Below are 14688 nucleotides of genomic sequence, written 5' to 3' on the forward strand. Positions count from 1 at the left end.
TAATTATTTTGTATAAATTTCACAATAATTTAAATTAACTATTAAAATAAACAAACATTAGATCATTTATATATGACATCAGTATTGATTCATTTAATTTTTTGTTTGCGATATAAATTAGATTTTAAAATCAGGATTAATTTCAAATATATATCAACTACAATAAAAAAATCCCCAGGTTGCCCTGAGGATTAAACATATTAAATTATTTAAAAGCTATTGCTTATTTCTTGATGAACTTGGAGCTGAATAAATCTTTTCCTTTCTCTTCAATAGTAATCACATAACCTCCTTTCGTTAATTCGGAAACGTTGATTTGACCGTTATTAATATTTCCATGTCTCACCAACTGACCTGCAGCGCTGTAAATTTTATAGGCTGCTTTATCAGAAACTTTAGTTACATTTAAAATATCTGATACAGGATTTGGATAGATCTGAATTCCGTTTTTAGGACCTGCTACATCGCTAGTTGCAAGCGCACTGGAAATCACAACGTTATAATCTTCAACTTCTCCGTAATCAAAATTTTCACCACACGCAAAACTTGCCGGTATACTTGCACCTTCAGCATCTGCACCTACAAAGAATGCTATAACTCTCATTCTAAGAGGCTGGCCTTCTACTGCATCGGCAGGTATTACAAAACTTCCGTTCACTACAGTTGAAGGATCGGTTAAGGTTACAGGATAATCAAGTACTTTTTCAGAATCAGTGAAAACACCATCTTTATTAAAGTCAATGAAAACCGCTGCTACATCATAGTCCTGCGGGCTAGGATCACCATTTCCGATAGTTATAGAAATAGGATAAGTAGTACCTTTTGTCAAGTTTATCTGCAAAGCTGTATTTGTAGTATAATTGCTATAAGTACTGCTTGCTGTTGTATTGTTTATGTTGGCAACTGTTACGTTTTCAATATATTCATAATCTGAATCTGTTGTATTTGCTGTACAATAATCAAGAGCAGGTAATGTAAAATTAACTGATGCTGAATAATTACCTATTGTTGTTCCGCATACTACAGCGACCTGTACTTCATAAGTTGAATTATCTATTAAATCAGTTAAATTTATAGAAGGTACTGTTGTGTCCATTTCATTCCATACAGTTGTTCCCACTCTTCTATAACGCACTTTATATGTTGCGCCTGTGTAAGACATCCATGATACACTAGCTGAAGAAAATGTCATACTACTTACTGCCACATTCGTAGGAGCAGCAGTACTACAAGGAGCCAAAGCCCCTATTGTAACAGGCCCTACTGCATAGAATACGTTTCCTATTGAAGAAATTCTTACTTTAATAGTCTGTCCGTTCAATGAGGTTGGAAAGGTAAAGTTTTCGCTTCCATCGTTAGGCGTTGAATTTGATAAAACCGTCCAAGTAGTTCCATTATTGGTCGTATACTCTATTTTTACGTTTGCAACGTTATACGGAGCTGCATTAGTATTAGCTACAATCCACTGAATAGGAGTAGGAGTATTTACATCAGCATATTGATTAGCCAATCTAAATGGTCCGTTATCTCCAACCACAATATTCTGAACTCTAAAATTAGTTTGCTGTTGAAGTAGATTTGCATTATTATCTCTTACCGTTACAGCAAACTTTGTAGTTCTTGCTCTGGTTGAAACTGCTTCCCAGGTATTTTGTGAATTGTCTAAAACACCATTCATTACAGATTCGAAGCTAGGGAAATATCTTGTAGGATTCGTACTCGGAGCTTTAGATCTGAACGAAGCACCTGATATAGTATTACCTAGATTGTATTTATTAGTAGTAACGGTTGCATCATCAACTTCTTCCCAAGAATAAGTCATAGGGTCATTTTCAGGATCAGTTGCTGAAGCTGTTAAGACAAATGCTGTTCCTTTAGGAATGTTATATGTCGGCAAGGTAGCAATGACTGGGGGATTATTGGTAATTGCTGTTTCAACATCACATGTCTTTGCAATTAAATTTGTTTGAATCTGTCCAATACTTGCTTTATGAAAATATGGATCAGAATTCATCTGAACATCTGTATCAGGACCTGTAATCCCTGCATATCCCATGATAGTAGTACCTGAGCCTGGTTCCATATTTACACCACTTCCTTCCAGATTCATTGAAAATGTGTGATTTCCACCTAACTGATGTCCCATTTCATGAGCAACATAATCAATATCAAAGCTATCTCCCTGAGGAATAGCATTTGCAGGAGATGTAAACCCTGAACCTTTACCTAAAGGTACATTTGTTGAAGGATTAACACATACGCATCCTATACATCCTGCATTTCCACCTCCACCTGATCTTCCAAATAAATGGCCAATATCATAGTTGGTATTTCCGACATTAGTAGTTAATGTTGTTTGTAATTGCTGATTCCAAGCGCCAGCAACACCAGCTGCAGGTCCTGAATAAGGATCTGTAGTTGAATTTACAAAAATAATACTGGGATAACTTTGTAGATTCAGGTGTAAGGCAAGATCTTTTTCAAATACCGCATTTACCCTGGTAATAGTTGCATTCATTGCAACGAGTGCTGCACCTCTTTTCTGATCATCAGTAGCAGTTGCCGGCAAACCTGCCTGATTAGCGAAATATTGAGTATACTCGCCTGTAACAGACAGAGCCAATCTCATCGTTCTGTATTTTTTATCAGAATTTTTGGCAAAATCTGTTGGCTGATGTGAAAAAGATTTTCCTTTTTCAACTAACTCTTCAACTTCCTTTTTAGCTGCCGGGGATTCGTCAGTTGAGCATAAAAACCCACCACCAAGCTTTCTGGTTTTAGGATGAACAGAATATACAGTTCTATCTGTAAGAGTTGGCTCAATAAATTCATATTTATCTCCGTCAATAATCATTGATTGGAAATCGTTAGGAGCAAGACTGAATCTTAAATATTTGGTAGGATCCTCAATACTAGTTCCTACATAAGATCCTAATTGGTATTTATCTGCCAGATCTTTTACAACTACTGGAAAGCTATATACATTAAATCTTTCAATCTTACCATTTATAGTAGGAAGGGAAATTACAACAGGTACAGCATTTGGACCCATTTCGACTGCATTTTTCAGTTGTGATCTTAGCAACTCAATATCCAATTTGTAATACCCATTGCTTCTTACATTAGACCGCTCTACACTAAATCCTGCACTTCTTTTATTATCTGCATTCTTTTTAAGTGAAGTTGGTGACCACTGCGCGAACACCGACCCACCTATAAAAGTGCAGACTAAGGCAGTAAATAATCTTTTCATAATTAACTTTATTAAAAATTTACGCCAAATATAACTATAATTGATTATATACTGCTATATGCATATTAATTTTAACATAAAAAACAAAATATGTCAATTATAAAATAAAAAGAAAAGAAAAACCTCAGACTTGTCTAAGGTTTCTAATATTTAAATTCTTTAATTATTTTTTGATAAACTTAATACTTTCTGAAATATTATTGTCTTTAATTGCAAGAACATAATTACTTTTTACAAAGTCAGAACATTTACTGACTGTTATTGATTGTTCCTTTTCTATTAATAACCAGCGATGAATCAACACAGTTTTGGAACAGTGATGTTCTTCCGTTGCAAAAACATCTAAAACTTATACGCCACATTCCAGGCAAAGCCCATATTGAATTTAGAAGAGCTTTTGCCAAATCCCGGAACGATCATAGGCTGTATGTCATCTTGTTTTGTGGTGAAAATAAGATATCTTGGCTGTAGATTTACATCAATGTAAAAATTGGATTCAAAAAGTTGTACTCTGCCTCCAATAGTTCCCTCAAGCCAGTAAGATGATTGAGTAGATGATGGAAAACTGACAGAAGAACTACTTCCTCCAAAGCCACGCACAGGTACTGCCATATATTCCTGAGTATAAAAAGAACCTCCTGCTTTTCCACCTGCATAGAAACCATTAAACTCATTTTCAGGATCTTTCGCCAACATATAAAATGCACCTATTTTCAAAAAAGGACCATTAGCCTTTGCATCATAGCTGTTTTTCTGATAGATATTAGATTCAAATCCAGCTTCAATAATACCATGAATATTACCCTTTATTTTTGAAGAAATAAAACCCTGATACAGCTTTCTGTCTGAAAAAAAAGCAACTCCGGTATTAAGAACATCTCCTCCAACCATAAAATTCGGTTCGTATTTCCATTTTTCTTTTTCTGTTTTTTTCGTATTCTGAGCATAACTCAAAATAGTCATTACACTAAAAAAGAAGGTAAAGATTTGTTTTGTCTTCATTTTCTATAAAATTTTGTCCTTCTTCTATACCTTTTATCGGGGCTGTTGTTGATGGAGTTAATACCGAATTTAAATTTTCATACGTTTTTTTAATTCCGCATCCCGGCGAAACATAGATAGATTTTGTAGAATAATTTACCCTTATTTTAGATTCGGTTCCGTTATTTTCTGTTCGGAAATAAATATCAGTGTACGGAGAATCATCTACTCTTAAAGGAATTACTCTGGAGGTGATTTTTGCCTGCCCTCCAAGCTGAACTTTCCCCGAACCGTAATCTACCGCAACATAAAGAGAGTCAACCGTTTTTACTTTTTTATCGGCAAAAGTGAGGAATGAGACTTTCATTCTAGGCGTTCCCTCACCACTTTCACAAATGTCATCATCAGACCCGCAGGAAAGCAGCATACTGATAAAACATAAAGCTAACAGGAATTTAAAATATTTCATATTAATATTTGATCATTTCAAATTTAAATAAATTATTTCTTAATCAGCAATGCAATATTTTCAACATGGTGAGTCTGCGGGAACATATCCACGGGTAAAATTTTCACCACATCATAATGTTCTTTCATTAAAGCAAGATCACGAGCCTGCGTTGCGGAGTTACAGCTCACGTAGACCACTTTTTCAGGTGAAAGTTTTAATATCTGCTCTACCACTTTCTGATGCATTCCGTCTCTTGGCGGATCAGTAATTAAAACATCAGCTTTCGGATGACTGGCAAGGAATTCATCATTAAAAATATCCTTCATATCACCGCAATAAAACGTTGTATTCGTTAAACCATTCAATTCTGCGTGTTCCACAGCTGCGTCTATGGCTTCCTGAACAGACTCTATACCGATTACCTGCTTAGCCTTTTTCGCAACATATTGGGCAATAGTACCCGTTCCCGTATAAAGATCATATACTACTTCATCGCCTTTTAAATCTGCGAATTCAAGCGTTTTTCTATACAGTTCAAGAGCCTGTTTATAGTTAGTCTGAAAGAACGATTTTGGCCCGATTTTGAATTTCAGTCCATCCATTTCTTCCATTAAGAATCCTTCCCCTGAATACACATTGATGTCCAGATCGTAGATTGAATCATTAGGTTTTGGATTGATCGCATAAACCAGCGTTTTTATCTGTGGAAAAGTTTCCAATAGAAACTCGAAAAGTTTTTCTCTGCTCTCTTTTTCTTCCCTGTAAAGTTGGAAAAGAACCATCCATTCTCCTTTTGAGTTTTGTCTCATCATTAAAGTTCTCAGGAAACCTTCATGATTTCTGACATCAAAAAAAGTCAAGACCGTTTTTTACAGCATATTCTTTTACTGCAAGCCTTATTGTATTGGAAGGTTCTTCCTGAAGAAAGCACTCTTTAAGATCAAGGATTTTGCTCCACATTCCGGGAATATGGAATCCTAATGCGTCTCTGTTCCCGAAATTTTCTTCCGAGCTTATTTCGTATTGAGTCAGCCAGCGTGCATTGGAAAAAGAAAATTCCATTTTATTTCTATAATAATACTGTTCTTCTGAACCCAAAATCGGCATTGTTTCAAAGTTATCAATTCCCCCGATTCTTTTTATATTATTATAAACTTCTTCCTGCTTAAAATCCAGCTGTTTTTCATAGCTCATATTCTGCCATTTGCATCCCCCGCAAACCCCAAAATGAATACATTTAGGATCTACTCTGTAAGGTGATTTTTCAAGCAAATCTACGGCTTCACCTTCGTAGTATTTGGATTTTGCTTTTTTTAACTTTTACATTCACAACATCTCCCGGAATTGCTCCTGTCACCATCACAGTCTTCCCCTCCTCCGTTCTACCGATGGCAACACCTTTTGCTCCTGCATTTAAGAGTTTAATATTTTCAAGAATAATATTTTTCTTATTTCTCTTTTTCATTAAGAATTTTTTCTGTTTTAATTTTTTAAACTTTCTCAAATATTTAATCCTTGACAAAGTATAATCGAAAACGCTGACGTTTCAGTCTGCAAAAATACAATAAAAAAAACCTTATCCGAAGACAAGGTTTCTATCTGTATTGAATTTAAATTATTTTGTCTGAGCCGGCTGAGGATTTGCCTGTTGCTGAGGAGCCTGTTGACCCGCAGCAGCCGGATCCATACCCGATCCCGGTTGCAGTTGAACATTAGGATTTACTTTAGGAGCAGAAAGACCGGTTTGTTTATCCAGAACAGTTACCAATTCAGGATCTCCAAGATTGAAGAATGGCTTGCTTGCAATTTTCCCGTCTTTATCAACAACAACGAAGCAAGGTAATTTGAAACCGTAAACTCCGTATTTCTTGGCAATATCAGAATTTAATCCTCCTTCGCCATAAGCATTCGTTCCTGCAATTCCTTTCAATAATGAATTACTTGTTTTCACAAACTGGTCTTTAGTATCATCAACATTTACAAAAACAAAATTCATTTTTGATTTGTAGAAATTTACAACTTCTTTTAATACCGGAATTGATGCCTCACCAATATAAGGATTCCAGGATGCGTAGAACATCATCATGTATGGTTTTCCTTTGTTTGAAGAAAGACTGTATGATTTTCCGTCAGCTTTAATCAATGATGCCTCCGGAGCCAGCTCGCCAATTTTGAAACCATTGATTGCAAACTGGATTTTCTTTAAATCTTCCTTAATAGTAGCATCTTTAATATCAGTATCAATGATTTTCTTGATCTTTTCAACTGTTTTTTCAGGTGATCCCGGATGAATATCAGACTGAGCCATTACAAAAGCTAATAAATAATCTTTTGCCGTCTGTGAAAGGTCTTTCTGATTTTTCTTTAAATATTCAGTAAACAATTCTGAAGTCGTAATATCCGTTTTTCCGGCACTGTTTGCCTGCGCATATTTCTGGAAGTCAGGACTCATTTTTCCTAAAAGATATTGTCTGTAGTAAGGATTCTCTTTTACCATGATATCTTTATTTTCCTGAAGCTTGTTTTCGTAATCTGTGAAAGCTTTTGTCACTTTGAAAGATGGGTTACCCATTTGTTTGTGACTCATTTCGTATTGATTCAGAATAGTAAGCAAAGTACTTGATAAATCATTCTTTTTCCACTGTACAATCTCATTATCAGGATTGAATTTCTTAACGTTCTCTTCGATATTTTTATTAATATCAGCCTGAACTTTTTCAATTCCCTTTAAGAAAGTTTTCTCATCTTTTGCCATAAGCTCATTCATATTTACTTTCTGAGCATACGTTGAAAGATATTTTTGTGTGGCTGTAAAGAAATCATTATTGTTTTTGGCATCACCCGTAATAACATATTCTGATGGGAAAGTCATTCCATTACCTGTAATCTCAAGCTTTTGACCTCCCTTCAAATAGATCAGGTTTTGTTTTCCTCCATAAGACATTACATACATTCCGCTTTTAGGAGCTTCAAAGCTTCCGGCGAAAGTTCCGTCTTTATTGATACCGATATTAATTAATGGTAAAGTAGCTACTCCCGATGCTTCGATAAATTCGATTCTTTCTAATGGAGAACCGCCGCTAATTTTCCCTTTTACTTCAACTTTTTTTAGAGCAAGACATCGCAAATACAGCGATGATAAACAATAAAAGATATTTTTTCATTTTAAATTTTATAATTACGCAAAAATAGGTTTTTAGATAAATTAAAAGCAAGTAAATGCTACTTTTATGAAAGATTTAACTAAAAAAAATCGTCATCCATACAGGAGACGATTTTTTGTGATATAATAAGTAAATCTTATCCTCTGTCAGCAAAAGCTGCCATATATTCTCTATTCATTCTGGCAATGTTTTCAAGGGAAATTCCTTTCGGACATTCCACTTCACATGCACCGGTATTGGAACAGTTTCCGAATCCTTCTTCGTCCATAGCTTTCACCATATTCAGAACTCTTCTCTTCGCTTCTATTCTACCTTGCGGCAAAAGCGCGTATTGAGAAACTTTAGCTCCCACGAAAAGCATTGCGGATCCGTTTTTACAAGTGGCTACGCAAGCTCCGCATCCGATACAAGCAGCAGCATCCATTGCTTTGTCTGCATCTTCTTTAGGAACCGGAATTGCATTGGCATCCAAAGTATTTCCTGAAGTGTTCACCGAAATAAAACCACCTGCAGCCATTACTCTGTCGAATGCGCTTCTGTCTACCATTAAATCTTTAATAACCGGGAAAGCAGCACTTCTCCATGGCTCAATAACGATCGTTTCACCGTCTTTGAACATTCTCATGTGAAGCTGACAGGTAGTAATTCCTGTATCAGGACCGTGCGCTCTACCGTTGATGTAAAGAGAACACATTCCGCAAATTCCTTCACGACAGTCATGGTCGAAAGCAATAGGCTCTTTTCCTTCGTTAATAAGATTTTCATTAAGGATGTCTAACATTTCCAGAAATGAGGAATCTGTAGAAACATCCGATATTTTATAAGTCTCAAACTGACCTTTAGATTTATTATTTTTTTGTCTCCAAATTTTCAGCGTAAGATGTAAGCCTTTTTTTGCACTCATAATATTGTATTTATAGTTGGAGATTATTTGTAACTTCTTGTCTTAACTTCGATGTTATCGTAGATCAGTTCTTCTTTATGCAATACTTCTGCATTGATATTGCTTCCCTGATACTCCCAAGCTCCGACGTATTTGAAATTCACGTCATCTCTTTCCGCTTCCCCGTCCGGAGTTGAATGGTCTTCACGGAAGTGTCCTCCACAAGATTCATTTCGGTGTAGCGCGTCGATAGCCATCAATTGTCCAAGCTCTAGGAAATCTGCTACTCTGAATGCCTTCTCAAGTTCGGTATTCATACCATCATTATCTCCGGGAACTTTTACGTTTTTCCAGAAATCGTTTCTCACTTCTTCGATTTCTTTTATAGCTTCTCTCAAGCCTTCAGGGGTTCTTCCCATTCCTACTTTATTCCACATAATATTTCCTAATCTTTTATGGAAATAATCTACAGAATGAGTTCCTTTATTATTAAGGAAGAAATCGATTTTTTCTTTGATTTCTTTTTCAGCTTCGTCAAATGCTGTAGAGCCTGTAGGAATCGCTCCTGTTCTGATATCCGAAGAAAGGTAATCTGCAATAGTGTAAGGAAGTACGAAATATCCGTCTGCCAAACCTTGCATCAATGCAGAAGCCCCCAATCTGTTGGCTCCGTGATCAGAGAAGTTAGCCTCACCGATTACAAAACATCCCGGAATAGTAGACTGAAGGTTATAATCAACCCAAACACCGCCCATTGTGTAATGAACTGCAGGGTAAATCTTCATTGGAGTTTTGTAAGGATCATCAGCAGTAATTTTTTCGTACATCACGAATAAGTTACCATATTTCTCCTCTACCCAGCTCTTACCTAAATCGTATAATTGCTGATCTGTAGGATTATGAATATGTTTTTCGATAGCGGCCTCTCTACCTTTTTTCATGATCTCTGTTGAGAAATCAAGGTACACCCCTTCCTTAGTATCATTATTTTCAATTCCGAAACCAGCATCGCATCTTTCTTTAGCGGCTCTTGAAGCAACGTCTCTAGGTACAAGGTTACCGAACGCAGGATATCTTCTTTCCAGATAATAATCCCTGTCTTCTTCTTTAATGTTTTCAGGTCTTAATTTTCCTTCTCTAATAGCTACCGAATCTTCAACTTTCTTAGGAACCCAGATTCTTCCTGAGTTTCTCAATGATTCGGACATTAGCGTCAGTTTAGACTGCTGTGTTCCGTGAACAGGAATACATGTCGGGTGAATCTGTACATAACAAGGATTTGCAAAATAGGCTCCTTTTTTATGGATTTTCCAAGCTGCGGAAACGTTTGAACCCATTGCATTCGTAGAAAGGAAATATACGTTTCCGTAACCTCCGGATGCAATCACTACAGCGTGAGCAGAATGTCTTTCGATTTCACCTGTTACAAGGTTTCTTGCAATAATTCCTCTTGCCTTTCCATCAACGATGACAAGATCCATCATTTCATGACGGTTATACATTTTGATTCTACCTTTACCGATCTGACGGCTCATTGCAGAATATGCACCTAATAATAACTGCTGACCAGTTTGTCCTTTAGCGTAGAAAGTTCTTTTTACCTGCACCCCACCAAATGAACGGTTATCAAGCTGACCTCCATATTCACGTCCGAAAGGAACACCCTGAGCAACACACTGGTCGATGATATTAGCAGAAACTTCAGCTAATCGGTAAACATTTGCTTCTCTCGCCCTATAGTCACCACCTTTAATGGTATCATAGAACAATCTGTAAGTAGAATCCCCGTCTCCCTGATAATTTTTAGCAGCGTTGATACCTCCCTGAGCAGCAATAGAGTGTGCTCTTCTCGGAGAATCCTGATAACAGAATGCCTTTACATTATATCCCTGCTCTGCTAAAGTAGCAGCAGCAGAACCACCTGCCAAACCTGTCCCAACAACAATAATATCAATCTTGTCTCTGTTGTTTGGTGCAACAAGGTTCATATGGTCTTTATGATTTTTCCACTTATCCTTTAAAGGACCGGCCGGAATTTTTGAATCTAATTTACTCATACTAGTATATTGATATTATTGAGTTACAAAGTGATAAATTGCGATAAAAATAAACCCTGCAGGAATCAGGATAGAATACCATTTTCCTAACGCCATAATTACAGGAGTATATTTAGGATGCCTTGCCCCGATCGATTGGAATGAAGACTGAAAACCGTGTCCCAAATGCAATCCCAGTAAAATAAAAGAAATAATGTATATGATTACTCTCCAGGCATCTGCAAATTTCGCGTGCAGATCTCCCCAGAAACGCGATTCCTCAATCGGCAAGCCGTCTACATACTTGTAGTTCATTTCATGAAACCAGAAATCATACATGTGAAGAAAAATAAAAGCTAAAATCACAGCTCCTGAAATAATCATATTTCTTGACATCCAGGTTGAATTGTGAGAAGGATTATTTGACTCGTATTTAACAGGACGTGCTTTTTGATTTTTAATTTCTAAAACAAATCCCATCACAAAATGGAAAACTACAGCGAATATCAGAACCGGCTGCATTACAAATTGAATAAGAGGATTATACCCCATAAACTGCGAAGCATTGTTGTACGCATCCTCACCAAAAACCGACAAAAGGTTTACAGTAAGGTGCATCACCAGAAATATCAGCAAAAAGATAGCCGACAATGCCATAGCATATTTTCTACCTATCGTAGAACTCGTTAAACCTGCCATATAAGTTTAAATTTGATTTTCCACAAAATTAAGAAATGTTAACTACAACAAAAAAGTGAGAAATCTCACATATAGCCAGTTTGTAATCTTTCTAAATAAGCTTTAAAATATTATAAATAAAGGAAAAACATAAAAATGTAACAATTAATTCATCTTAAAAATCTTATCCCGGTAAACCACTTTTTGAACCGAATCCGGCAGAACTCTGATTTCAAAACTTTTTAATCTTCTTGAAGCACAGTAAGGATTAATAATAAAATTTATAACCTTCTGTTTATCTGAATGTTTATCGATCCAGAAACAAACTGATGTATTCTTCTTAACGGAGAACAATTTATTTTTAGAAAAAATATGAATCAAAACTTCTGACCTGCAGCTTTCATAATAATCAAAACCTGTCCTCAGAATTAAAAATGTTGAAACAGCAATGATTACCCCTGAGATATTTTTAATATTAAATTTTAAAACAACAAACCTCAACAGATAAAAAATTACATAAAGCATAATGGCCTCCATGAAATTCATGGGAATATTTTCAAAGAAGAGCGTATCAAAATCTGCAAACCAATGAATGATATCTAACAATAACTGAATGATAAAATCGTACGCTATATTGATAAATCCAATATCCAGATGAAAAGCGATTAATGCGGTCATTACAAATGAAAATACAATAATAATTTCCGAAAACGGAACGATGAAAAAATTTGCAATAATGGAAATAAATGAAAACTGATGAAAATAATATAAAACCAATGGCAATGTGGCTAATTGCGCAGAAATGGAAATGGAAACCGTATTGAAAATTATTTTTTTCACCCGATTGTCCTGTTTCGGAAAGTGGCTCAGGATCGGTTGGTTCAACCAAAAAATTCCTAAAACAGCGAGAAAGCTTAACTGAAATCCTACATCAAAAAGCTGCTGTGTATCGAAAACTAAAATAATGAAAGCAGACAAAGCCAGGGCATGCAGAAGATCAGGTTTTCTTTGAAGCAGAATAAATATAAAATAAATACTCAGCATAAGGCTGGAACGTACTACTGAACTTCCAAAGCCTATAAAAACCGTAAAGAGCCAGATTAAAATCAAGCTGGAAATAATAGCATATTTCCTATGTTTCAGGGGTAAAATTTTAATTAGCAAAAAGTAAAACAACCCGAAAATCACAACAATATGAGTCCCTGAAATTGCCAGAAAGTGCACCAGTCCGGACCTGTTGAAATCCTGAACTGTTTGTGCATCAATTTCCGTTCGGTCTGCAAGAATAATTCCTTTTAAAAACTCTTTTGATCTTGAAGACATATTAGTTTTATCGATATTCTGAAGAATTTCTAACCTTTTCTGGGAAAATTTTTCGTTTAAGCTTACATCTTTTCTTTCAGCATGAGAAATTTTATCATTGACATAAGATTGATATTCAATATCTTTACGCTTCAGGTATTTTGCATAATCAAATTGAAAATCATATTGTGGAGCTTTTGGCTTAAAGATATAAGCCTGCGTTTTATAGTAATGATTAAAATCCAATTCATTCTCACTTTTTTGGAATATACAAAACTGCATTAAATTTTTCATTATCCGTTTGCGCTAAAGCTTCATATTTCCTGTTCTTTTCATTGGAATTCAGCTTTTTGGAAATTTTAAAAACAATTGTTTTATTTCCTGAAACCTGAATGTAGTGTTGGGAAGAATTAAAGAAATGAAGAACAACTCCCATCCCGAAGAACATAATTCCCAGCAAATAAGGCGTGATTCTATATAAGAAATAGTTCCTGAAAAATGTTGAAATTAAAATAATTAAGCAAAAAACTACAATCAAATAAATATAATTTTCATCCAGAGAAAACTGATCCTGGAAGAAAATCCCGAGGATAAAACAGATAACGAGAATAAGAAGTGGCTGCCTGTTCAAAAATTTGTGTTTTTCCAAAAATATTTATTTGATATGAAAATTCCACACAAATATTTCAAAAATTTACAAAACCACCTCCATTCGTTATATAAAAGAAAAATCGCAGAAAAATTTTCTACGATTGCTATAATTCCATTTAAATTTTAAAGCTTTATAATAACTTCGGCTGCATTTTCACTGGCGCCTTTGCCTCCAAGCTTTTCTCTCAGCAGTTCATAATCTCTGAAAACTTCAAATCTTTTTTCGGTTTCCAATATTTTTTTCAGTTCTGCTACAAGGTTATTTGTATTTAAATCATTCTGAATCAGTTCTTTTACAACCTCACGATTCATAATCAGATTAACCAGGGAAATGTATTTGATGTTTTTAACCAGCCTTTTGGCGATGGCGTACGAAATTTTACTTCCACGGTAACAAACAACCTCCGGCACATTCAATAAAGCTGTTTCTAAAGTTGCCGTTCCGGAGGTTACCAAAGCTGCTTTTGAGCACCTCAACAGATCATACGTTTTATTGGATACAAAATGCACATTATCATCAACATAGGTTTCATAGAAGTCTTTTGTTAAACTTGGCGCGCCGGCAATAACAAACTGATAATCTTCAAAGTAAGGTCTTACGGAAAGCATCATCTGAAGCATTTTTTCCACTTCCTGCTTTCTTGATCCCGGCAACAGTGCAATGATTTCCTTTTCATTTAATCCGTTTTCTGTTTTGAATGTTTCGACATTAATATCTTCCAATGTTGAAATGGCATCCAACAACGGATGACCTACGAAATGCGAGTGAACACCGTGCTTTTTATAAAAATCTTCTTCAAAAGGAAGAATCACCATCATTTCATCCACATATTTTTTGATAATCTCCACTCTTCCTTCTTTCCAGGCCCAAAGTTGTGGAGAAATGTAATACACCACTTTAATACCCAGTTCTTTTGCAAATTTTGCAATTCTTAAATTAAATCCCGGATAATCAACTAAAATAAGAACATCCGGCCTGTTATTTTTAATATCGTCTTTACAGAATTTAATATTATTCAGAATTGTACGCAGGTTCATAGCCACTTCCAGAAAACCCATGAACGCAAGATCCCGGTAATGCTTTACTATTTTTCCGCCTTGCTTAGCCATCAGATCGCCTCCCCAAAACCTGAAATCGGCAGCAGGATCTTTCTGTTTTAAAGCTTTCATTAAATTACTTCCGTGTAAATCTCCGGATGCCTCTCCAGCTATAATATAATACTTCATTTTTGCTGAAATCTTTTATTTTTTTAATGGCCATTAGTACCTCTTTTTAAATTCTCTTGGTT

The 14688-nt window shown here is 35.5% G+C and carries 10 protein-coding genes and 1 pseudogene; all 11 read right to left on the reverse strand.

The annotated features are described in order from the left end of the window. Positions 1–223: 223 nt before the first annotated feature. The gene (locus AAHI02_RS10815; RefSeq protein WP_346983257.1) at positions 224–3253 is read right to left on the reverse strand and encodes a reprolysin-like metallopeptidase; all 3030 of its coding nucleotides are present in this window, start codon (positions 3251–3253) and stop codon (positions 224–226) included. A 342-nt stretch (positions 3254–3595) separates the two neighbouring features. After that, a complete protein-coding gene (locus tag AAHI02_RS10820) occupies positions 3596–4255 on the reverse strand; it encodes a DUF6048 family protein (protein ID WP_346983258.1) in 660 nt (219 codons plus the stop codon). After that, the gene (locus tag AAHI02_RS10825) at positions 4221–4703 is read right to left on the reverse strand and encodes a DUF6452 family protein (protein ID WP_346983259.1); all 483 of its coding nucleotides are present in this window, start codon (positions 4701–4703) and stop codon (positions 4221–4223) included. The genes AAHI02_RS10820 and AAHI02_RS10825 overlap by 35 nt, the downstream gene beginning before the upstream one ends. A gap of 32 nt (positions 4704–4735) precedes the next feature. Next, positions 4736–6150, reverse strand: a pseudogene (gene rlmD, locus AAHI02_RS10830) (23S rRNA (uracil(1939)-C(5))-methyltransferase RlmD). A 150-nt stretch (positions 6151–6300) separates the two neighbouring features. Next, positions 6301–7812 (reverse strand): TlpA disulfide reductase family protein, encoded by a 1512-nt coding sequence (locus AAHI02_RS10835; RefSeq protein ID WP_346983260.1) that lies wholly within the window; start codon positions 7810–7812, stop codon positions 6301–6303. A 173-nt stretch (positions 7813–7985) separates the two neighbouring features. Continuing rightward, positions 7986–8753 (reverse strand): succinate dehydrogenase/fumarate reductase iron-sulfur subunit, encoded by a 768-nt coding sequence (locus AAHI02_RS10840; RefSeq protein ID WP_346983261.1) that lies wholly within the window; start codon positions 8751–8753, stop codon positions 7986–7988. A 23-nt stretch (positions 8754–8776) separates the two neighbouring features. Then, positions 8777–10789, reverse strand: coding sequence for a fumarate reductase/succinate dehydrogenase flavoprotein subunit (locus AAHI02_RS10845; RefSeq protein ID WP_346983262.1), 2013 nt, complete (start codon positions 10787–10789; stop codon positions 8777–8779). A gap of 15 nt (positions 10790–10804) precedes the next feature. Next, positions 10805–11467 carry a succinate dehydrogenase cytochrome b subunit gene (locus AAHI02_RS10850; protein WP_346983263.1) on the reverse strand — a complete coding sequence of 221 codons (663 nt, stop codon included), beginning with the start codon at positions 11465–11467 and terminating at the stop codon, positions 10805–10807. A gap of 144 nt (positions 11468–11611) precedes the next feature. Continuing rightward, positions 11612–12994: a ComEC/Rec2 family competence protein gene (locus AAHI02_RS10855; RefSeq protein ID WP_346983264.1), complete on the reverse strand. Its 1383-nt coding sequence runs from the start codon at positions 12992–12994 to the stop codon at positions 11612–11614. Between the two features lie 7 nt (positions 12995–13001). Beyond that, complete coding sequence (locus AAHI02_RS10860; protein WP_346983265.1) at positions 13002–13397, reverse strand: hypothetical protein; 396 nt, start codon at positions 13395–13397, stop codon at positions 13002–13004. A 125-nt stretch (positions 13398–13522) separates the two neighbouring features. Beyond that, positions 13523–14626, reverse strand: coding sequence for a lipid-A-disaccharide synthase (gene lpxB / locus AAHI02_RS10865; RefSeq protein ID WP_346983266.1), 1104 nt, complete (start codon positions 14624–14626; stop codon positions 13523–13525). Positions 14627–14688: the final 62 nt, after the last annotated feature.

It is taken from the genome of Chryseobacterium sp. POE27 (assembly GCF_039727685.1).
In the GTDB taxonomy this organism is placed as follows: Bacteria; Bacteroidota; Bacteroidia; order Flavobacteriales; family Weeksellaceae; genus Chryseobacterium.